Origin of the sequence: Streptosporangium sp. NPDC051022 (genome assembly GCF_040683035.1) — a bacterium.
Classification (GTDB): domain Bacteria; phylum Actinomycetota; class Actinomycetes; order Streptosporangiales; family Streptosporangiaceae; genus Streptosporangium.
Genome location: NZ_JBFBCF010000012.1, coordinates 173,580 through 194,439, shown reverse-complemented (window position 1 = coordinate 194,439; position 20,860 = coordinate 173,580). Strand labels below are relative to the sequence as shown.

Sequence of the window (20,860 nt, the reverse complement as noted above, 5' to 3'; positions counted from 1 at the left end):
CGACTGAGTTCTCCGCCGTATATATCCCCGACCCTAGACCCTTCACTATGCCCGGTGACCATACAGTTATGGCACAGAGGCCTTTTCGCCCGCGGCGAAGGGCTCGGCGGGCGGGGCGGGGAACGCTCCCCGGCCGGGCGGATCGGGCGTGGGGGCGGGCGGACCGGCCGCCGCGGCCCGGCGCCGCCGCCTGGCCTTGACGAACTCCTGCACGGGCCGCTCGGCGACCCGGTGGACGACGTAGGACAGGGCCATCGTGACCAGTACGGTGACCAGCGCGGTCAGCCAGGGGGGAAGCGCGTCCCGCAGGGCGGGCACGAGCACCACCGCGACCGGCGTGTGGAAAAGGTAGAGCGGGTAGGTGAGGGCTCCCAGCACGACCAGGCCGCGCCAGCGCAGCCGGCTCAGCCAGCCCAGCGCCACCATCGCCATCAGCACGTAGAAGCAGGCGACGGTCGCCACCACCGCCCAGTCGGCCGCGGGCATCGCCTCGCGGCCCGCCGCCTCGATCCGGCCGGCGACCCTGGCCAGGGCCGCGTCCACCGCCAGGCCGCCGCTGATCCCGGCCACGCACCACAGCACCACTTTCGGCCCGAACCTGGTCATCAGGTAGAAGGCCATGCCCGCCACGAAGTACGGCGCGTACTTCGGCATCACGATCAGCTGCACCCACTCGTTCTCGGCGAGCCCGAGCACCCCTGCCGCCACGGCCGCCAGCAGCCACACGCCCATGAAGACCAGGCAGCGCGCGAACGTCACCCCGACGATCACCAGGATCGAGATCAGCAGGTAGAAGCGGAGCTCGGCCCAGAGCGACCAGTAGACGCCGTTGGCGTCGGTGACCCCGGCGGCGCGCTGGAACATGGTCAGGTTGACCAGATAGTCGCGCAGGCTCAGCTTGGGGTCGAGCGCCGTCGCCGCCGTCAGGCCGTAGACCGCGGCGACCGCGGCCACGCTGACCCAGTAGGCGGGATACAGGCGTACCAGGCGCGAGAGCGCGAACGCGCCCAGGCTCCTGCCCCAGATGCTCATCAGGATCACGAAACCGCTGATCATGAAGAACAGCTCGACGCCGAGGATGCCCAGGCTCGACAGCGGCGCCACCGCGGGGAACAGCTTGGCCGGGCGCTCTCCCCAGACGGAGGCGAAGGCGATGAGGTAGTGGAAGGACACGACCGCCATGGCGGCGACGAACCGCAGAAGGTCGAGTTCGGCGAGCCGTCCGTTCCCCCGGTCCACCGTGCCGGTCACGAGGTGGCCGGAGCTAGATCTTCACGCACGCATCTTGGACGGCACTTCGATCATTCGGGTTCCCTCCCGGGCGCCTCGTTTTTCCCACCGGTCACATCCTTCACCGGCGGACCGCCCCGCGGCGGGGCGCCGCGCGTACACGAAGGCGGCGCCCGCCCCCGGGTGAGGGACGGGCGCCGCCTTCGTGCGCGCCGGAGGTGATGCGCTAGAGGTACTGGCCGGTGTTGGCGACCGTGTCGATGGACCGGCCCGCCTCGGTGCCCTGCTTGCCCGTCACGAGGGTGCGGATGTAGACGATCCGCTCGCCCTTCTTGCCGGAGATGCGGGCCCAGTCGTCGGGGTTGGTGGTGTTGGGCAGGTCCTCGTTCTCGGAGAACTCGTCCACGCAGGCCGCCAGCAGATGCTGGATCCGCAGGCCCTTCTGCCCGGAGTCGAGGAACTGCTTGATCGCCATCTTCTTGCCGCGGTCCACGATGTTCTGGATCATGGCGCCGGAGTTGAAGTCCTTGAAGTACAGGACTTCCTTGTCACCGTTGGCGTAGGTCACCTCGAGGAAGCGGTTCTCCTCGCTCTCGGTGTACATCCGCTCGACGACCCGCTGGATCATGCCCGAGATGGTGGCCTCGCGGCTGTCGCCGTGTTCGGTGAGGTCGTCGGGGTGGAGCGGGAGATCCTGGATGAGGTACTTCGAGAAGATGTCCTTGGCCGCCTCGGCGTCCGGCCGCTCGATCTTGATCTTGACGTCCAGGCGGCCGGGCCGCAGGATCGCCGGGTCGATCATGTCCTCGCGGTTGGAGGCGCCGATCACGATGACGTTCTCCAGGCCCTCGACACCGTCGATCTCGGACAGCAGCTGGGGAACGATGGTGTTCTCGACGTCGGAGGAGACGCCCGAGCCACGGGTCCGGAAGATCGAGTCCATCTCGTCGAAGAACACGATCACCGGGGTGCCCTCGGAGGCCTTCTCCCGGGCACGCTGGAAGACCAGGCGGATGTGCCGCTCGGTCTCGCCGACGTACTTGTTGAGAAGCTCGGGACCCTTGATGTTGAGGAAGAAGCTCTTGCCGGACTGACCGGTCTTCTCCGCGACCTGCTTGGCCAGGGAGTTGGCGACGGCCTTGGCGATCAGCGTCTTTCCGCAACCGGGCGGGCCGTACAGCAGCACGCCCTTCGGGGGACGGAGCTTGTGCTCGCGGAAGAGGTCGGCGTGCAGGTAGGGAAGCTCGATGGCGTCCCGGATCTGCTCGATCTGCCGCATGAGCCCGCCGATCTCCTCGTAGGAGATGTCGGGCACCTCCTCCAGGACGAGCTCCTCGACTTCGGACTTGGGAATGCGCTCGTAGACGTAGCCGGAGCGCGGCTCCAGCAGCAGTGAGTCGCCCGCCCGGATCGGCTGGTCGAGCAGCGACTCGGCCAGTCTCACCACCCGCTCCTCGTCGGCGTGCGAGATCACCAGCGCGCGCTGGCCGTCCTCAAGGAGCTCCTTGAGCATCACGATCTCGCCGAGCTCCTCGTATCCGAGGGCCTCGACCACGTTGAGCGCCTCGTTGAGCATGACCTCCTGGCCACGCTTCAGCGATTCGACGTCCACCGCTGGACTGACGTTCACTCGAAGTTTGCGACCGCCGGTGAAAACCTCCACCGTGCTGTCTTCCCTTGCCTCGAGGAACACGCCGAACCCGGATGGCGGCTGCGCCAACCGGTCGACTTCCTCCTTGAGCGCGACGATCTGGTCCCTGGCCTCCTTCAGGGTGGCCACCAGACGCTCGTTCTGGCCGGTTACGGCCGCGAGGCTCGCCTGCGCTTCATGGAGACGCTCTTCGAGGATCCTGGCCTGCCGGGGAGACTCCGTCAGCTTCCGACGTAGCGCGGTGATCTCCTCCTGCAGGAAGGAGACCTGTGTTGTGAGGTCAGCGACCTCCCGTTCGCGCTGCGCGGCTCGAGCCTCAGCGTCGTCGCGAGCTGCCACGGCGTCACCTCCTTCCCAGTCGAGACCGACTACTCAAAACCCTACCCATCTGGGGGCTGTCCCTTACCTGGCCGAACGGTGTTCGTATGGCTACATTAAGTAGGCGCTGATTAATCCCTTATGGTGCGTTTAGTCCATGGAGCATAAGAACACGGGATTCTGTTCCCACGGCACGACCTGACGCACCCTCGTGGCCGAATCGTCATCAACTAGTGGACGACGCAGACTCTTCGCCATATGCCCCCTTTGCCGGACGCCTGCGACGGGGTGGTGGGGTCACTCCGTCCGCCATGCGACGCGCGGTGACGAGAAACCCGGTGTGGCCGACCATCCGGTGATCGGGCCGTACCGCCAGGCCTTCGACATGCCAGTCGCGAACCAGGGTCTCCCACGCATGGGGCTCGGTGAAACTCCCGTGTTCGCGGAGAGTTTCCACCGTGCGGGACAACTGGGTCGTAGTCGCCACATAACAGCAGATGACACCACCCGGCGTGAGCGCCTTGGCCGCGGCGTCGACGCACTCCCACGGGGCGAGCATGTCCAGGATGATCCGGTCGACGTCGCTCTCGTCGAGGGCGTCCACGAAGTCGCCGACGACCAGACGCCACTGGTCCATCGGGCCGCCGTAGAACTTCTCCACGTTCTTGGTGGCCACCTCGGCGAAGTCCTCGCGCCGCTCGTAGGAGGTCACCCTGCCCTCGGAGCCGACGGCCCGCAGCAGGAAGCAGGTCAGCGCCCCCGAGCCGACCCCCGCCTCGACGACGCGCGCCCCGGGGAAGACGTCCGCCATGCCGACGATCTGCGCCGAGTCCTTCGGGTAGATGACCGCCGCGCCGCGCGGCATGGACAGCGTGTAGTCCTGGAGCAGGTGCCTGAAGGCGAGATACTGGGTGCCGCCGGACGAGCGCACGACCGATCCCTCGGGCTGACCGATCAGGTCACTGTGCGGGATCGCGCCCTTGTGCGTGTGGAAGACCCCGTCTTCCTTCAGCGTCACCGTGTGACGCTTGTTCTTGGGGTCGGTGAGCTGAACCTGATCCCCGGCCTGAAACGGCCCATGCCTGCGAAAACCCATGCACGCAAGGTTATCGGCGCACGGCGGCCACCGGTCCCGTCCCGGGACGGCGCCCGCCGACGCCACCCGCCCCGCGCGGAGGCCGGATCCCGCCCCCGTTCGCGGCGACGGATCCGGGCCCGGCGGCCGCATGAGGGGCAAATGGTTGGTTCACATCTGTCGGGAACTGATAGCAGTTGGGGATGCTGCCACAAGATGTGATCCTCGCCGGTCAGGTCGTCCTGCGTCCGCCGGTCCCGGCCGACGCCGAGCCGATGGCCCGCGCCTGCGCCGACCCCCGCGTCCACCACTTCCTGCCGACCATGCCGGTGCCGTACACCCGCGACGACGCGGTCGCCTTCCTGGGGATCGCCGAGCAGACGTGGAAGGCCGGCGGCGCCGCGTTCACCGTCGCCGACGCCGAGACGGACGAGTGGATCGGGAACATCGGGCTCAAGCCGCTCGACCCCCGGGGCAACGGCGAGATCGGCTATCTGGTCGCGCCGTGGGCGCAGGGACGCGGGGTGGCGACGGAGGCCACCAGGGCGCTGACCGGGTGGGCCTTCGCGCTCGGGCTGCGGCGCGTGGAGCTGCTGGCCGACGTGGAGAACCTGGCCAGCCAGCGGGTCGCGATGGCCGCCGGCTTCCACCACGAGGGCGTCCGGCGCTCGGCCGAGGCCCGGCGGGACGGCACCCGCGGTGACCTGGTGGCCTTCGCCCGGCTGCACGACGATCCCGGCGAGCGCGTACGGCCGTTCCTGTCCGGCTTCCCCGGCGGTTCGCTGTCCGACGGGGTGGTACGGCTGACGCCGCTGGGCCCGCGGGACACGGACGACTACCACGCGCTGCAGAACCTGCCGGACGTCGCCCGCTACAGCGTCCCCCCGGAGGGGCCCGACCCGGCCAGGGTCGAGCGCCTCTGCCGTGAGGCGGGGATGCGCTGGCTGACCGGCGACCGGGTCGAGGTGGCCATCAGGGACGCCGGGACGGACGACTTCGCCGGGCACATCCAGCTCACCTCGATCGTCCCCCTCCTGGGCCAGGCCATGACGGGCTACAGCACGCTGCCCGCGTTCCGCGGCAGGGGCTTCACCGTCCGCGCGGTGAACCTGCTGGTCGAGTGGGCCTTCGAGCACTCCTCCCTGGAGCGGATCGTGGCAGGCACCGCGCCCTCCAACATCGCGTCACAGCGGGTGCTGGAGCGCGCCGGCTTCAGCCGGGAGGCCCTGCTGCGCAGCCTGCTGCCGGGACCGGACGGCACGCGTCTGGACGACCTGCAGTGGTGCCGGATGCGTCCGCGGGAGTAGCCCGCGAGAACCCCGGGAGCGGTCGCGCCCCCGGGATTCACGAGCACGCGCCCTCGCGGGGCCGCGCCGAGGTGGCCGCGCGCCGCCGGGACGGCCCTGGCGGCCCGCGCCCCGGGCGGCGGCGGGAATGTCACGCCCTCCCCTTCCGGGATCTCCCAGAGGCTCTCAGGGGTCTTCCCGGGCCCTTCCAGGGCTTTCCCGGGCTTTCCCGGGAAAGGCGCGGGCGCGCTAGCGGTTGCGGTGCGACTCGTAGCGCATCGTGCGGGAGACGCCGATCCGCACGGTCGTGCCGGGCAGGATCGCGACCGGCTCGTTCGGCGGGATGTCGTAGAAGTTGGGGTCGCCGGGGGGCTGGATCTGGGTGCCGTTGACCGAGCCCAGGTCCACCAGGTTGACGTCCCAGCCGTCCAGCGCGACCCGCAGGTGACGCCGGGAGACCGAGCCGTCCGGGCTGGTGACCTTGGCCGGGCGCACCGAGCCGTCGGCGACCTCCGGGGCCCGCTCCGGATCGCGGCCGACCAGGTAGTCGGTGTCGAGGCGGAGGGTCATGCCGTCGTCGAGGAGGAGCACGCCCAGCGGCGGGCGCGGCCCCTTGTAGGGAACGAGCGTGCGCTGCACCAGCGCGATGCCGCAGACCGCGCAGTACGGCACGCGCGGGTCGTTGAAGTGGTCGTTCTTGCAGTCCACACCGTAGACCAGCGGCCGCGACTCGGGCTGCTGGTCGGACGGCGACGGCTCGATCGGGCCCTGCGCGCCCCCCGGGGGCGGCAGCTCGTAGTCGAACGACTGGTCCCGGACGTCGAGGGGCTCGCCCCCGGGGCCGCCCGCCCTGGGGGGCTCCATCTCCTCGTGCTGGCCCACGGCCGGGACGTGCCCGGAGGCGGGCCCCTGCAGCGGGAGGCCGGGCACGGGCTCGGAGTGCCAGGCCTGGGGCACGGCGGGCTGCGGCGCGGGAACGTACTGGTCGGGAGGCCCCATCGGGTAGGGGGCCGGGGGGAGACTCTCGATCGGAGACGCCGGCCACTCGGGGTGCGAGGAGGCGGGGGCGGGAACGGACCAGTCCGAGGGCGCGGAGACGGGCGGAGGCGCCATCTCGGCCGGGGGCTGCGACCACTCCTGGACGGGCGGGACGGCCTCGGCCTGGGGCACCGGCGGCTGGACCGCCGCGGCCGCCTCCATCCGGGGCTCCACCGCTGGCTCGGGGCGCCGGACCTCCTGGACCGGTGCCCCCTCCTCGGCCGGGAGGCAAAGGACTCCGCCGCCGACGATCACGCCGCCGTCCAGCCGGGTGAGGGGGTGCGCCTCGCCGGCCTCGGGAAGGCGCAGCTCCACCCGGGTCACCGGGCCGGGCACCAGCCGGTCGGACCAGGTGAGCGCGTCGCGCCCGGCCAGCCGGACCTCGCCCGCCGAGCCGGTGACCGACGCGAAGGCGGGCCCGCTGACGAGCACGGCGACCCCCGTGGACACCGGCCCCGCGACCGCGCAGGCCACGGACTCGCCCATCATGACCGCCAGCACCTGCGCGACGCGGCGGGCCAGCGCGCGGCCGTCGCCGCCCGAGGCCACGGTCTCCCTCAGCGCGCCCAGCAGGTCCTCCACGACAGCCTCGGCCGCGTCACACACCAGCAGCAGGTCGCCCACGTGGGCGACCAGCCCGTTGCCCGGAAGCGGACGCACCACTCCGAAGCCCTCGTCGGTCACAGAACTCTCCCTCCCGAAACGTCACCGGACGAACGGCACCCGCGTCGGCCCGTTCGCCACCGGCCCCACGGACCGGACGACGGTGAAATGCGTCCGGAACACGGCCGATGGCACCGGGTCGGTGACATCAACCGCACCGGACCGTAGCAAAAAGTACAGCAGAAGGCCCTCATGAACGAGCGTCAGCGAATGGAACGGCGTCACCGGCCCCTCCCCGCCGCGGCCGCGCGAGGAAGCGGCCGACCGGCTCCCGGACGCCCCCGGCACCGCCGACGGGACCGCCACCGCCGACAGGACCGGCGATCCGCCGGCGCGACGGCCGACCGTTTCGGCCGGCCAGAACACGCGACGGCCGACCGGTTCGGCCGGCCAGAACATCGGTTGGCCAGAACATTAGTCGCGGCACGCTCCGAAAACGAGGGGGCGACACCGGATCGCCCCGCCCCACACCGTTCCGGTGGTAACGGTACGCATCCGGCCGGACACGCGGAGATCCTCTGTGATCCCCCGTGATCCCCTGCGCCCCTGCGATCCCTTGTGATCCCCCGTGGCCCGCTAGACCCCGCTGAACACCCGGTTCACGTCGGAGGTGGCCAGCACCCCGAAGATCTCCCCGCCACGCTCGACCAGGAGGTACTCTCCCGCGGGCGCCTCGCGCATGGCGTCGATCAGCGCCTCCCCCGACAGATCGGCGGCCAGCACCAGCGACGGCTCGAGGTTGCGCGCCAGCGAGCCCGCCGTCACCCAGGGACGGCGGTTCTCGGGGGTGGCCTCGACCGCGACCTCGTTGACGATCCCGGTGGGGCGGCCCTCGTGGTCGACCACGACCATGGCCCCCGCCTGCGCCTCCGAGGCCCGGCGCAGCGCCTCGGCCAGCGGCACGTCGCCGGTCACCGGAATGGCCCGCCTGGCCAGGGCTCGGGCGTTCACCTGCGGGATGCGGGCCCGCATCCGGGCGCCGCGCAGCGACTGGGAGGCGCCCATCCAGATGAAGGCGGCCAGCAGGAGCGACCAGATGAGCATGTTCGGGCTCGGCGCCTGCCCGCTGACCAGCGCCACGCCGACGACCATCGCGACCATCCCGACGGCCAGCACCCGGCCGCCCCAGGCCGCGGCGATGGTGCCCGACATCGGGCTCCTGGTGGCCTTCCAGACCCCCGCCCGCAGCATGCGGCCGCCGTCGAGCGGCAGCCCCGGCAGCAGGTTGAAGACCCCGACCATCAGGTTGGACCACCCCAGCAGCATGGTGAGCACGCCCAGGACGGTGGTCGTGTCGAAGCCCATGAGGCTGTGGGCGAAGGTTCCGGCGGCGGCCAGTCCCAGGGAGAGCAGGGGGCCGGCGAAGGCGACCATGAACTCCCTGCCCGGGGTCTCGGGCTCGCGCTCGATCTCCGAGACGCCACCGAGCAGGTAGAGGGTGATGCGGCGGACGGGCAGGCCGTACATCCTGGCCACGACGCAGTGGGCCAGCTCGTGCAGGAACACCGAGACGTACAGCAGCACCGCGAACGCGAACGCGACGACGTAGGTCATCGGGACGCTCAGCGTGGGCAGCCAGACGCTCACCGTCTGCTGGAAGCTGTAGGTGATGAACGCCGCCACGATGAGCCAGGTCGGCGAGACGTACACCGGGATGCCGAACGGCCGTCCCATCCGCAGTCCTGGGCTGTCCTGGCGCGGGCTGTCGCTGCTCAACGCTGGCTCACCGTTCCTCGCTCACTTCGCCTTCAGGCCTTGATGCTACGCGCCATCTCGCCCCCCGCAGACGTCCCGAGTCCACCTGGGCCCCAAACCGCCGTCCCAAACTGTCGTCACCGTGACCTACAGTGCGGACATGTCACTGATCGAACCCACGATCATCGGAGCGCTGTCGCCGTCCCGCGCCGGTGACTTCATGACGTGCCCGTTGCTCTACAGGTTCCGGGTGATCGACCGGCTGCCCGAGCCGCCGTCGCCCGCCGCGGTGCGCGGCACGATGGTCCACTCGGTGCTGGAGCGCCTCTACGATCTTCCCGCTCCGGCGCGCACGGTGGGCGCGGCCCTGGAGCTTCTGGAGCCGCAGTGGCACAGGCTGCTGGCCGAGGAGCCCGCCTACGGCGACATGTTCGCCGACGACCGGGAGCGGGCCGAGTGGCTCTCCCAGGCCCGTGACATGCTGAAGCGCTACTTCACCCTGGAGGACCCCACCTGCCTGGAGCCGGCCGAGCGGGAGCTCTACGTGGAGGCGGTGCTGGACAACGGCCTGATGCTGCGCGGCTACATCGACCGCCTCGACGTCGCGCCCACCGGCGAGGTGCGCGTCGTCGACTACAAGACGGGCAACGCGCCGGGCCCCGCCTTCGAGGCCAAGGCGCTGTTCCAGATGAAGTTCTACGCGCTGGCGCTGTGGCGGCTGCACGGCTCCGTGCCCCGTCTGCTCCAGCTGATGTATCTCGGGGGTGACGGCGAGGTCCTGCGCTACTCCCCCGACGAGGCGGACCTGCGCGCCACCGAGCGCAAGGTGCGGGCCCTGTGGACGGCCATCGAGCGGGCGATGGAGACCGGCGAGTGGCCTCCCCGGCCCAGCAGGCTGTGCGACTGGTGCAACCACCAGGAGCTGTGCCCGCAGTTCGGCGGCACTCCCCCGCCGCTGCCGGAGCGGCAGCCCGGCGACACCGTGCGCAGCACCCGCATGACGCCCAGGGCCGCCACCGACGAGCTCTGAGCGGCCCCGTCCCGCGGCCCCGTCCCCGGTGGGCGGCCCGGTTCCCGGTGGCGGCCCTTCCCGCGGGCCTTCCTCCGGGGGGATGAGGGCGATATCCCCCCGGAGCAGGGTGGCGGCAGGGGTGGGACGCCTACATTGATTGTGTGCGCAACCCCCCCGGCGGCCTGCGGGTCTGGCTCCATGATCGTCCGTTGGTCCTCGACGCGGTCCTGGCGTCGGTGCTGGCGTCGGGGGCCGCGCTCTCCCTCTACGTCCCCCTCACGTCCGCCGGGACGCCCCGGCCCGGCCTGCCCGGCGTCCTGGCCTCGGTCCTGCTCGTGGCCGGTTGCCTGTCCCCGGTGCTGCGCCGCCGCCTGCCGTTGCCCATGCTGTTCCTGGTCGGCCTGGCGGGCGTCGCCCTGGCGCCGCTGGGCCTGAGCGACCTCCCGCTGTGGCCCGCCACGCTGGTGCTGCTCTACACGATCTCCGCCCATCGCGGCCTGGCCGCCAGCCTGGGCGCGCTGGCCTGGAGTTTCGCCTGTCACCTCGTCTCCGCGTCGCTGGGCGACGGGCTCGGCGACTGGACGGCCCACCTGCTCGTGGCCGTCCTGGCGCTCACCCTGTGGATCTCCGGCCGCAGCGCCCGGCTCCGCCGGGCGTACATGGCGGAGTTGCGGGACCGGGCCGAGCGCACGGAGCGGGCCAGGGAGGCCGACACACGGGCGGCCAGGGCCGAGGAGCGTTCCCGCATCGCCAGGGAACTGCACGACGTGGTCGCCCACCACGTGAGCGTGATGACCGTCCAGGCCTCAGCCGCGCGCCGGGTGCTGGCCACCAACCCCGACGGGGCCAGGGAGGCGCTGTCGGCCATCGAGGAGATGGGGCGGACCGCGATGGCGGAGATGCGCAACATCGTGGGCGTGCTCAGGACCGACGCCGCGCCCGCGGAGCGGAGCCCGCAGCCGGGGGTGAGCGAGATCCCCGCGCTGGTCGAGCAGATGCGCGAGGCCGGTCTGCGGACGCAGCTGTGGATCGAGGGCGAGCACAGGACGCTGCCTCCCGGCGTCGACCTGGCCGCCTACCGGCTGGTTCAGGAGGCGCTGACCAACAGCCTGCGGCACGCCGGCCCCCTGGCCCGCGCCTGGGTGACGGTACGGCACGAGCACGGCCAGCTGGCCGTGCGGGTCGAGGACGACGGCCAGGGGGTCCGCACCGCCCAGGGGGGAGAGCGGACCGGTCACGGACTTGTCGGCATTCGCGAGCGTGTCGCCCTCTATGGTGGAGTCCTGAGGATCGGCCCGCGCCCAGAGGGTGGATTCGAGGTCAATGCCCGGTTTCCTCTCAAGGATGTGTGATGACGATCAGAGTGCTGCTGGTGGACGACCAGCCACTGCTGCGCACGGGGTTCCGTCTCATCCTGGAAGCCGAGACCGACATCACGGTGGTCGGCGAGGCCGGTGACGGCAAGGCCGCCCAGGAGCAGTCGCGCGCGCTGCTGCCCGACGTGGTGCTGATGGACATCCGGATGCCGGGCGTGGACGGCATCGAGGCGACCCGCAGGATCGTCCGCGAGGCGACGGGCGGGGCGCACGTGCCCAGGGTGCTGGTGCTGACGACCTTCGACCTCGACGAGTACATCGTGGAGGCGCTGCGCGCCGGGGCCAGCGGCTTCCTGCTCAAGGACGTCCCGCCCGACGAGCTGGTGCAGGCCATCCGGGTGGTGGCGGCGGGAGAGGCCATCGTCGCGCCGAGCGTCACGCGCAGGCTGCTGGACAAGTTCGGGGCCCGCCTGCCCTCGGCCTACCAGCAGTCGACCCCCGCCCGCCTGGACCGGCTCACCGAACGCGAGCTGGAGGTGCTCCGGCTGATCGCCAGGGGCATGTCGAACGCCGAGATCGCCGCCGAGCTGGTGGTGAGCGAGACGACGGTCAAGACCCATGTCGGCAACGTGCTCACCAAGCTCGGCCTGCGCGACCGCGTCCAGGCCGTGGTCCTCGCCTACGAGACCGGCCTGATCACCCCGGGCGCCATCTCCTGACGGCCGCCGAGGGCCGCGATGACGCGGGCGAGCACGGGGCGGGTGTCCGTGCGGCGCCAGGCGACGGCCGTGGTGCATCTGAGGCCGTCCGAGAGCAGCACGAAGACCACTCCGGCGCGGGCGTAGTGCTCGTCGGTGCCCTGTGAGAGCAGGGCGACGCCCCGCCCCGCCGCCACCAGCTCCAGGGTCTCCTCGATCGCGCCGGACCCGATCTCGCCCGCGACGTCCGTCACACCGATGGAGCCCGGGTGACGGAAGGCCCGCCAGATCCGGTCGGGGCTGTGCGGCACCACCCAGACCCGGCCCGCCAGGTCCGCCGGGCCGGCGGTGGCGAGCCTGGCGAGCGGGTCGCCGACCGGCACCGCGACGGCGCGGCGGTCGCCGCCGAGGAACAGGGTCTCCAGGACCCCGCCCGTGGTCAGCGGCGGCCACACCACGGCCAGGTCGCTCTCCCCCGTCAGCAGCCCGCAGGCCGGGTCGTCGAAGTCGAAGCGGCGCAGCCGTATCTCCTTGCCGGAGGCGCGCCGTATCCCGTCGAGCAGCCGGGAGGTGAGCGCGCCCGCGGCCTCGCCCATGAAGCCCACGGTCAGCCCGGAGGCCTCCCCCGCCAGCACCGCCTCGAACTCGTCGGCGGCGGTCGTCACGGCCACCGCGTGGGCCAGCAGCAGGCCGCCCAGCTCGGTCGGGCGCACGCCGCCGCGGTCGCGGACCAGGAGCGGCCGCCCCGCGGTGGCCTCCAGGCGTTTCACGGCGGTGCTCACCGTCGGCTGGCTGACCCCGAGCGCGGCGGCCGCGCCATGGAACGAGCCCGCCCTGACGACGGCGACGAAGGCCCGGACCGCGGGTAGCGTGACGTCCATCCGGCAACGATAGTCATCGGCTATCGGCATAGCCGCAAACTATTGAACGGGTCACGGGCCCGTCGCCGATGATCGGCCCATGACAGAACAGCCGTGTGCCCCGGGGGCCGTGACGGAGATCCGCGAGCTGACCCCCGGCGACCTGGAGGCCTGCCTGGAGGTGGCGGCCGATCGAGGCTGGGACCGGGAGGAGCGCAAGTGGCGTTTCCTGCTGGAGTGCGGGCGGGGTTACGGGCTCGTGGACTCCGGCGGCGAGCTGCTGGCGACGGCCGTGCTGACCCGGTACGGCACCCGCACCGCCGCGATCAGCATGGTGCTGGTGGCCTCCCGGTACGCGCGCCGGGGGCTGGGCCGCCGCCTGGTCGGCCACGTCGCGGAGCGGGCGGGCGGCGCGACCGTCTTCCTGAACGCGACCGAGATGGGGCGTCCCCTGTACGAGCGGCTCGGATTCCGCGTGACGAGCGCGGTCACCATGCACCTGGGGACCTTCACCGGGAAGCCGTCGGAACGGTCACGACCCGCCGTACCCCGGGACCTGATGGCGACCGCCGATCTCGACGCGGAGGTCGTCGGCGCCGATCGCGCCGCGCTCCTGGTGAGGTACGCGGGCTTCGCCGAGCAGATCCGGGTGATCGATGACGGGGGCCGTGTCACCGGCTACGCCGGCATGTGGCGCAACGTGCACAACACGGTCATCGGCCCGGTGATCGCCGCGAACCTCGCGGACGCCCGTGCGTTGATCGCCGACCTCGCCGCGCAGGCCGGCGGGCCGGTCAGGGTGGAGGTCGAAAAGCGCAGGACCGGCCTGGCGGGATGGCTGGAGGGGCACGGCGTGACCGCGACGATGCGGACCTCGGACATGGTCCTCGGCGGCGGCCCGCTCCCCGGTGACCGGAGCCGTTTCTTCGCCCCGGTCATGTCGGCGCTGGGATGACCCGGGGTGATCCGGGACGACGCGGAACGCCTCCGCCACGCCCGGAGGCGGGAAGGGCCCTTCCGGCACGGCGCGTCCGTCCCGCACGGCGCGAGGGCCGCACGGGACGGACGACGGGACGCGTCAGGCCGAGACGGTCTCCGCAGGGCTCGTCTCCCCCACCTCGGGGGCGTTCTCCGGGAAGTGACAGGCCACCTGGTGACGGGGAGCCAGCTCCAGCAACGGCGGCTCGACCGTCTTGCAGATCTCCTGGGCCTTCCAGCAGCGGGTGTGGAAGCGGCAGGCGGGCGGCGGGTTGAGCGGGCTCGGCACGTCCCCCTGGAGCCGGATGCGCTCGCGATCCTTGCGGCGCGCCGGGTCGGGCACCGGAACCGCCGACATCAGGGCGGTGGTGTAGGGATGCTTGGGCGAGTCGTACAGGGACTTGCGGTCGGCCAGCTCGACGATCTTGCCGAGATACATGACCGCGACGCGGTCGCTGATGTGCCGGATGACCGACAGGTCGTGCGCGACGATGACGTAGGTCAGGTCGAGCTCGTTCTGCAGGTCCTCCAGCAGGTTGACCACCTGGGCCTGGATCGACACGTCCAGCGCGGAGACCGGCTCGTCGGCGATGATGAGCTTGGGCTTGAGCGCGAGCGTCCTGGCGATGCCGATGCGCTGGCGCTGGCCGCCGGAGAACTCGTGCGGATAGCGGTTGTAGTGCTCGGGGTTGAGACCGACCAGTTCCAGGATGTCCTGGACCGCCTTCTTCGTGCCCTGCTCGGACTTGATCCCCTGGATGCGGAAGGGCGCTCCGACGATGGCGCCGACCGTGTGACGGGGGTTGAGCGAGGAGTAGGGGTCCTGGAAGATCATCTGGATGTCGCGGCGGAGGGGGCGGATCCTCGACGACGACATGTGGGTGATGTCGTGGCCCTCGAAGACGACCTTCCCGCCCGTCGGCTCCAGCAGGCGGGTGATCAGCCTGCCGGTGGTGCTCTTGCCGCAGCCGGACTCGCCGACCAGGCCGAGGGTCTCGCCCTTGCGGACGTCGAAGCTGACCCCGTCGACGGCCTTGACCGCGCCCACCTGGCGGCGGAGCAGGCCCTTCGTCACCGGGAAGTGCTTTTCGAGCCCCTGGACGGACAGCAGCGCGTCGGACGGGGCCGCGTTCGCGGCGCCCTTGTCGTCGACCGAGGTCACGCGTCCTCCCCCGTCAGTCGCGGGACCGGCCACTGTGTCAGCCACTGTGTCGGCCACTGTGTCGGCCACGGGGCCGGCCGCGGGCGTACCGTGCGCCCGTCGGCTCGCTGGCTACGCTCGCTCACGTGCTCTCCATCATCGGCTTGATCTCGTTGTCCCAGATGGACCGCCGCTCCGCGGGGGGCATGTGGCAGCGGACCAGGTGACCACCCTCGGTCTCCACCAGCTCGGGCACCTCGGAGGTGGACCTGCCCTCGGTACGGCCCACGTAGGCGCACCGGGGGTTGAAGGCGCAGCCGGACGGCACGTTGATCAGGGAGGGCGGGGTGCCCTTGATCGGAAGCAGCCGCTCGGTCGGCTCACGGTCGAGGCGGGGCATCGAGCCCAGCAGGCCCCAGGTGTAGGGGTGCTCCGGCCGGTAGAAGATGTCCTCGGCGGAGCCGTACTCGATGCACTTGCCGCCGTACATCACCAGGATGTCGTCCGACAGCTCGGCGACCACGCCGAGGTCGTGGGTGATGATGATCAGCGCGGAGTCGAACTCGTGCTGCAGATCGGTCATGAGGTCCAGGATCTGCGCCTGGACGGTCACGTCGAGGGCCGTGGTGGGCTCGTCGGCGATCAGCAGCTCGGGGTCGCAGGAGAGCGCCATGGCGATCATCGCGCGCTGGCGCATGCCGCCGGAGAACTGGTGGGGGTAGTCGTCGACCCGCTTGTCGGGCTGCGGGATGCCGACCCGGCCGAGCATGTCGATCGCGTGCTTGCGGGCGACCGCCTTGCTGACCTTGTGGTGGATCCGGTAGGCCTCGATGATCTGGGTGCCCACGGAGTAGTAGGGGTGCATCGCCGACAGCGGATCCTGGAAGATCATCGCCATCTTCTTGCCGCGCAGCGTCCGCACGTGGTCCTGGCTTGCGCTGACGAGCTCCTCGCCGTCGAGCCAGATCTCGCCGGAGATCTTCGCCCGGCCGCCCTTGTGCAGGCCCAGGATGCCCAGGCTGGTCACGCTCTTGCCGGAGCCCGACTCGCCCACGATGCCCAGGGTCTTGCCCCGTTCGAGCTTGAACGACAGGCCGTCGACGGACTTGACCAGGCCGTCCTCGGTCGGGAAGTGGATGCGCAGGTCGCGCAGCTCCAGGAAGGACTGGGACGGAGTCGTCATGAGAGCCTCACCCTCGGATCGACCACCGCGTACAGGACGTCCACGATGAGGTTGGCCAGGACGATGAAGAAGGCCGCAAACAGGGTCACGCCCAGCACCACGGGCAGGTCGTTGCCGCGGATCGCGTCGATGACCAGCTTGCCGATGCCCTGGATGGAGAAGGTGCTCTCGGTGAGCACCGCGCCTCCCAGCAGCAGGCCCAGGTCGAGGCCGAAGATGGTGAGGATCGGGGTCAGCGTGGCGCGCAGGGCGTGCTTGGTGACGACCGTGCGCTCCTTGAGACCCTTGGCGCGGGCCGTGCGGATGTAGTCCTCGCCCATCGTCTCCAGCATGCCCGCCCTGGTGAGGCGCGCGTAGAGGGCCGCGTACAGGAACGCCAGGGTGATCCAGGGCAGCACGAGCGACTGGAACCACATGACGGGGTTCTCGGTGATGGGGGTGTAGCTGCCTCCGCCGGGGAAGATGCCCAGCGTGTAGGCGAACACCGACAGGGAGACCAGGCCGGTGAAGTAGATCGGCAGCGACACACCGGCCAGTGCCACCGTCATCGCCGCCCGGTCGAGCACGCTGCCGCGTTTCAGCGCGGAGACGACGCCGATGCTGACGCCGGTGACCAGCCACAGGACCGCGGCGCCCACGGCCAGCGAGAGCGTCGCGGGAAGGCGGTCGAGGAGCGTCGGCCAGACCGGCTGGTTGTTGTTGAAGGAGAAGCCGAAGCAGGGCGCGGGACACTCGGCCTTCTTGGGGCCGAGGGAGTAATCCTGACCGGCGACGATGCCCTGGGCGAACCGTCCGTACTGCACGAGGAGCGGATCGTCCAGATGCAGCCGCTTGACTGCTCCCTGAATCGCCTCGGGTGTGGCGTCCCGCCCCACGTAACGCGAGGCCATGCCCTCGGGGGTCTGCCCCAGGGCACGCGGGATGAGGAAGAAGATCGCGAAGGTGGCCATGCTGACGACGGCGAGCATCAGCACGGCGGCGATCACGCGGCGGACGATGAAAGCGACCACGATCGTTCGGCCGGGGTGCCCGGGAGGGTCGCTCCCGGGCACCGTCAGGCCTTCACCTGCCTTTGGCTAGCTAGAGAAGGACTACTGCTTGACGCCCAGCCACGTGTAGTCGTACATGCCCCAGGCGGGGTGGACGTACACGTTGGTGAGGGTGGAGGGACGGAAGATCAGGGTCTTCTCGTAGACGAACGGCAGGAAGGCGGCCGACTCCATGACCTTCTGGTCGACCTGCGCCCAGATCTCGTTGCGGGCGGCGGCGTCGGCGGTCTGGATGCCCTTGTCGAGCAGGTCGTCGATCGACTTGTCGTTGAGCTCCATCATGTTGTAGTTGCCGGAGGCCTTGATCGCGCGGCCGTCGACGATCTGCGACAGGAAGCCGAAGCCGGACGGCCAGTCGGCGCCCCAGCCGGCGATCATGATGCCCAGGTTGTTCTTGTGCACGAAGTCCGGCTTGCCGGCGTACTGCGCGCTCCAGTCACCCGAGGGGTACTTCTTGATGGTCAGCTTGATGCCGACCCGGTCGAGCGAGGCCTGCATGGCCTCGGCGACCTGGACCTCCTTGGTGCGGTCACCGCGGACCGCGATGTTGGCCGCGAAGCCGTTCGGCTGACCGCAGGCCGTCAGGGCCTCCTTGGCCTTGGCCAGGTCACCCTTGTGGTCGGCCCCGTTGGGGTACAGGTCGAACTGCTTGTAGCCGACCGTGGTCGGGGTCATCGCGGTGGTGCCGATCTCACCGCCGAGCGGGCCACCCCACGGCGCCTGGGTGGCGACCTTGTCGGTGGCGTACTGCACGGCCTTGCGGCACTCGATGTTGTCGAACGGCTTGACCTGGGTCGACATCATCGCGTAGCGGTTGAACGGCGTGAAGGGGTTGTCCGTGGAGTCCTTCAGCTTGGCGTCCTGGACGACCTTCGCGCGGCCGGCCGACTGCAGGCCGGTGCCGGCCAGGTCGACCTGGATCTGCCCGGCGATCAGGCGGTTGTCGATGTCCTCGGCGTTCTGCTTGAACTGCACCTCGATGCGGTCCGGCAGCTGCTTGCGGGTGGTGTCGGTCGCCGGGTCCCAGTTCGTGTTCCGGACGAGGTTGAGCTGCTTGCCGACCTCGTGGCTCTCGAACTTGTAGGGGCCGGTCGAGGCGACGGCCTTCTCGTAGTCGACGCCGGTGTCCTTGGCCTGCGGCACCGGGGCGGTCTGCGGGTTGGCGACCAGGAAGTCGAACTCCGAGAACGGGGCCTTGAGCTTGAAGACGACGGTGTAGTCGTCGGGGGTCTCGACGCCCTTGAAGTCGTCGAGGTTCTTGTCCTTGTAGGGACCCTTGTAGTCACCCGCGTCGAGGTACTGCGCGAAGTACTTCGGACCGTCGGTGAGCTCGTCGGTGAAGTTGCTGCGGGCGACGGCGTACTTGATGTCGGCGGCCTTGACCTCGGTGCCGTCGTCGTACTTGATGCCCTTCTTGAGCTTGTAGGTCCAGGTCTTGCCGTCGGCGCTGACCTCACCGGGAGCCTCGGCGACGTCCGGGACCAGCTTCAGACCGGCCTCACCGGGCAGGGCGGTGTAGGTCATCAGGGGACGGGAGTACAGCCGCGAGAAGTTCCAGTTCCAGGCGTAGTAAGTGTTGCCCGGGTCCATCGAGTCGGGCTCGTCCGACAGCGCGAACTTGAGCGTGCCGCCCTTGGCGTCGGAGGCGTTGACGACCTTGGTGTAGGCGTCGTTGTGCTTGGCGGTGGAGGCCGCGCCGCCGGTGGACTGGCCTCCGGGGGAGGCGTTGCCACCGCCACCGGCCGTACCGCCGCAGGCGGCAAGCCCCATGGTCAGCACGGTACCCAGCGCGGCGAACGCCAGGAGGTTGGTCTTCCTCATCGTGGTGGTACACCCCTTGTCATGAGTGACGGTGTTACAAGGAAAGATCGCGCCTTCGTTAGCGGGCGCGCGGGTCGAGGGCGTCCCGGAGCCCGTCGCCCAGCAGGTTGAAGGCCATCACGGTAATGAAGATCGCGAGGCCCGGGACGATCATGAAATGGGGGGCGATCTGGTAGTAGTCCACCGCCCGGGTGAGCATGCCTCCCCAGGAGGCCTGGGGCTCGTTGACACCCACGCCGAGGAACGACAGGGCGGCCTCGAAGAGGATGTTGGTGGGGATCAGCAGGGTCGAGTAGACCAGGATCGGCGCCACGAGGTTCGGGAGCATCTCGCGGAAGATGATGTAGCCGTTGCCCGCTCCCAGCGACCGCGCCGCGTCCACGAACTCGCGCTCGCGCAGCGACAGCGTCTGGCCGCGGACGATGCGGGCGATGTACGGCCAGCTGAAGAAGCCGATGATGAACACGATCACCGCGATCCGCAGGCCGTTGCCGGTGAGGCCGAGCGCGTGGTCGGGCAGCGCGCCCACGATGGCGATGGCGAACAGCAGCAGCGGGAACGCCAGGAAGATGTCCATCAGCCTGCTGATGATCGTGTCGACCCAGCCGCCGAAGAACCCGGCGAGCACGCCCATCAGCGAGCCGATCACCACCGACAGCAGCGTGGCGAGGAAGGCCACCAGCAGCGAGATCTGGGCGCCGGACAGGATGCGGGCGAACAGGTCACGCCCGTTGACCGGCTCCAGGCCGAACGGGTGCTCCAGGCTGATCCCGCCCCAGGAGGCGATGGGGGCACTGGTGAGCGGGTCGATGAGGTCGTTGTTGGGGACGTTCGGCAGATCGCCGAACAGCGCGATGAGGCCCCCGAAGGGGCGCTCGGCGAAGATGGCGACCAGCGTCAGGAAGGCCACCACGACGGCGCCGAAGACCGCCGCCTTGTCACGCTTGAGACGCAGCCACGCGATCCGGCCGAGGGAACGGCCTTCGATGGCCTTTCCGCCCGCCCCTTCAAGAACGGCCTCGGGCTGGGCCTCCATGGCCTGCCCTGAGACATCGAGCGGTGCGGTCATACCACTGGCCCCCTGGGTCCCAGACGACATTGTCCGATTAACGCGTGCCCGGGTCGGGAGCGCGCCTGAAGTCTATGGGGCCGTTTGACGGTCCCGTGACGCAGAATCTATGGGCTGATCTGCGCTGACTAGTCCCCCGAGGCGCTATGTGGCTCAACTGTGATTCATGCGAAATTCATTTGTTTTGATCTTGAAGAGAATGTCTGGAAGCCGTTCGGCTTCTGTCTCGAATTCGTGACATTGCACTGCGGGGTAACGCAGCGTCATCCGATCCCACGGCGCTTCAGAATGTCCTCGATATCCGAGAAATCATCGTCCGCGGCCGGCTTCGCGGGCTGGGCGGCCTTGCCGGGCTGCGGGCGGGGCCGTGCTCCGGCGGGCGCCGGAGGCGCGGCGGCCACCCCCGGCCTGGCGGGCGCGCCGGTCACGGAGGACCCGGATGACCCGGAGGGCGCGGCGGCCGGAGCGGAGGCGCCGCGGCGGCGCAGCACGCCCGAGACCAGGAACAGCACCGCCGACAGCCCGGCCACGGCGACCCCCGCCCACACCACGGGGCTGAACACCAGCGCGGCGAAGAAACCGACGACCGCCGTGCCGACCTGCCACAGGGCGGGCAGCGCGCCGGTCAGGTAGGCCGCCAGCGGCAGCAGCGACCAGGCCGCACCGCGCAGCCCCGCCGCGGCTCCCCGGCGGCGCAACAGCAGGAAACTCAGCACCAGCCCCACGCCGGTCACTCCGGCGCAGAGCGGCAACCACGCGATCTGGTCAAACGGCATA

18 protein-coding genes are annotated in these 20,860 nt (G+C 70.4%); 5 read left to right on the top strand and 13 right to left on the bottom strand.

What is annotated here, in order from left to right; all coding sequences use genetic code 11:
* Positions 1-66: 66 nt before the first annotated feature.
* The 3 genes from AB0N02_RS21305 to AB0N02_RS21295 all read right to left on the bottom strand — a co-directional run bounded on the left by AB0N02_RS21305 (position 67) and on the right by AB0N02_RS21295 (position 4,295).
* The gene (locus tag AB0N02_RS21305; protein ID WP_363949050.1) at positions 67-1,251 is read right to left on the bottom strand and encodes an acyltransferase; all 1,185 of its coding nucleotides are present in this window, start codon (positions 1,249-1,251) and stop codon (positions 67-69) included.
* Positions 1,252-1,456: 205 nt separating this feature from the next.
* Positions 1,457-3,220, bottom strand: a complete 1,764-nt coding sequence (gene arc / locus AB0N02_RS21300) for a proteasome ATPase (protein WP_363949047.1) — start codon at positions 3,218-3,220, stop codon at positions 1,457-1,459.
* Between the two features lie 205 nt (positions 3,221-3,425).
* Complete coding sequence (locus tag AB0N02_RS21295; RefSeq protein WP_363949044.1) at positions 3,426-4,295, bottom strand: tRNA (adenine-N1)-methyltransferase; 870 nt, start codon at positions 4,293-4,295, stop codon at positions 3,426-3,428.
* 182 nt (positions 4,296-4,477) lie between these two features.
* Here AB0N02_RS21295 and AB0N02_RS21290 point away from each other — a divergent pair, with 182 nt between their 5' ends.
* Positions 4,478-5,581, top strand: a complete 1,104-nt coding sequence (locus AB0N02_RS21290; RefSeq protein WP_363949041.1) for a GNAT family N-acetyltransferase — start codon at positions 4,478-4,480, stop codon at positions 5,579-5,581.
* Positions 5,582-5,809: 228 nt separating this feature from the next.
* Here the strand turns inward: AB0N02_RS21290 and AB0N02_RS21285 are convergent, their stop codons facing one another.
* The 3 genes from AB0N02_RS21285 to AB0N02_RS21275 all read right to left on the bottom strand — a co-directional run bounded on the left by AB0N02_RS21285 (position 5,810) and on the right by AB0N02_RS21275 (position 8,935).
* Positions 5,810-7,282: an FHA domain-containing protein gene (locus tag AB0N02_RS21285; protein ID WP_363949038.1), complete on the bottom strand. Its 1,473-nt coding sequence runs from the start codon at positions 7,280-7,282 to the stop codon at positions 5,810-5,812.
* A gap of 21 nt (positions 7,283-7,303) precedes the next feature.
* The gene (locus AB0N02_RS21280; protein ID WP_363949035.1) at positions 7,304-7,660 is read right to left on the bottom strand and encodes a hypothetical protein; all 357 of its coding nucleotides are present in this window, start codon (positions 7,658-7,660) and stop codon (positions 7,304-7,306) included.
* Between the two features lie 177 nt (positions 7,661-7,837).
* A complete protein-coding gene (locus tag AB0N02_RS21275) occupies positions 7,838-8,935 on the bottom strand; it encodes a site-2 protease family protein (protein WP_363949214.1) in 1,098 nt (365 codons plus the stop codon).
* Positions 8,936-9,116: 181 nt separating this feature from the next.
* On the opposite strand from AB0N02_RS21275, the gene AB0N02_RS21270 reads away from it, so the two are divergent.
* The 3 genes from AB0N02_RS21270 (at position 9,117) to AB0N02_RS21260 (ending at position 12,003) form a co-directional block, all read left to right on the top strand.
* Positions 9,117-9,986 (top strand): RecB family exonuclease, encoded by an 870-nt coding sequence (locus AB0N02_RS21270; RefSeq protein WP_363949032.1) that lies wholly within the window; start codon positions 9,117-9,119, stop codon positions 9,984-9,986.
* A gap of 143 nt (positions 9,987-10,129) precedes the next feature.
* Positions 10,130-11,320, top strand: a complete 1,191-nt coding sequence (locus AB0N02_RS21265; protein WP_363949029.1) for a sensor histidine kinase — start codon at positions 10,130-10,132, stop codon at positions 11,318-11,320.
* On the top strand, positions 11,320-12,003 hold the full coding sequence (locus tag AB0N02_RS21260; RefSeq protein WP_363949026.1) for a response regulator transcription factor: 684 nt from the start codon (positions 11,320-11,322) through the stop codon (positions 12,001-12,003). Before AB0N02_RS21265 ends, AB0N02_RS21260 begins: the two co-directional genes overlap by 1 nt.
* Here the strand turns inward: AB0N02_RS21260 and AB0N02_RS21255 are convergent.
* Positions 11,964-12,863, bottom strand: a complete 900-nt coding sequence (locus AB0N02_RS21255) for a LysR family transcriptional regulator (RefSeq protein WP_363949023.1) — start codon at positions 12,861-12,863, stop codon at positions 11,964-11,966. The genes AB0N02_RS21260 and AB0N02_RS21255 overlap by 40 nt on opposite strands.
* Before the next feature lie 79 nt (positions 12,864-12,942).
* Between AB0N02_RS21255 and AB0N02_RS21250 the strand changes: the two genes are divergently transcribed.
* Entirely contained in the window at positions 12,943-13,797 is an 855-nt protein-coding gene (locus AB0N02_RS21250) for a GNAT family N-acetyltransferase (RefSeq protein ID WP_363949021.1), read from the top strand.
* A gap of 123 nt (positions 13,798-13,920) precedes the next feature.
* Here AB0N02_RS21250 and AB0N02_RS21245 read toward each other — a convergent pair whose 3' ends face one another.
* From AB0N02_RS21245 to AB0N02_RS21220, 6 genes are all read right to left on the bottom strand, one after another.
* Positions 13,921-14,982 carry a dipeptide ABC transporter ATP-binding protein gene (locus tag AB0N02_RS21245; protein WP_363949018.1) on the bottom strand — a complete coding sequence of 354 codons (1,062 nt, stop codon included), beginning with the start codon at positions 14,980-14,982 and terminating at the stop codon, positions 13,921-13,923.
* A gap of 121 nt (positions 14,983-15,103) precedes the next feature.
* The gene (locus AB0N02_RS21240) at positions 15,104-16,144 is read right to left on the bottom strand and encodes an ABC transporter ATP-binding protein (RefSeq protein WP_363949015.1); all 1,041 of its coding nucleotides are present in this window, start codon (positions 16,142-16,144) and stop codon (positions 15,104-15,106) included.
* Positions 16,141-17,154, bottom strand: a complete 1,014-nt coding sequence (locus AB0N02_RS21235; protein ID WP_363949012.1) for an ABC transporter permease — start codon at positions 17,152-17,154, stop codon at positions 16,141-16,143. The genes AB0N02_RS21240 and AB0N02_RS21235 overlap by 4 nt, the downstream gene beginning before the upstream one ends.
* A gap of 81 nt (positions 17,155-17,235) precedes the next feature.
* Positions 17,236-19,014 (bottom strand): ABC transporter substrate-binding protein, encoded by a 1,779-nt coding sequence (locus AB0N02_RS21230; RefSeq protein WP_363949009.1) that lies wholly within the window; start codon positions 19,012-19,014, stop codon positions 17,236-17,238.
* Positions 19,015-19,072: 58 nt separating this feature from the next.
* Positions 19,073-20,083, bottom strand: coding sequence for an ABC transporter permease (locus tag AB0N02_RS21225; RefSeq protein ID WP_363949007.1), 1,011 nt, complete (start codon positions 20,081-20,083; stop codon positions 19,073-19,075).
* A 263-nt stretch (positions 20,084-20,346) separates the two neighbouring features.
* Complete coding sequence (locus AB0N02_RS21220) at positions 20,347-20,859, bottom strand: cellulose synthase (protein ID WP_363949005.1); 513 nt, start codon at positions 20,857-20,859, stop codon at positions 20,347-20,349.
* Position 20,860: the final 1 nt, after the last annotated feature.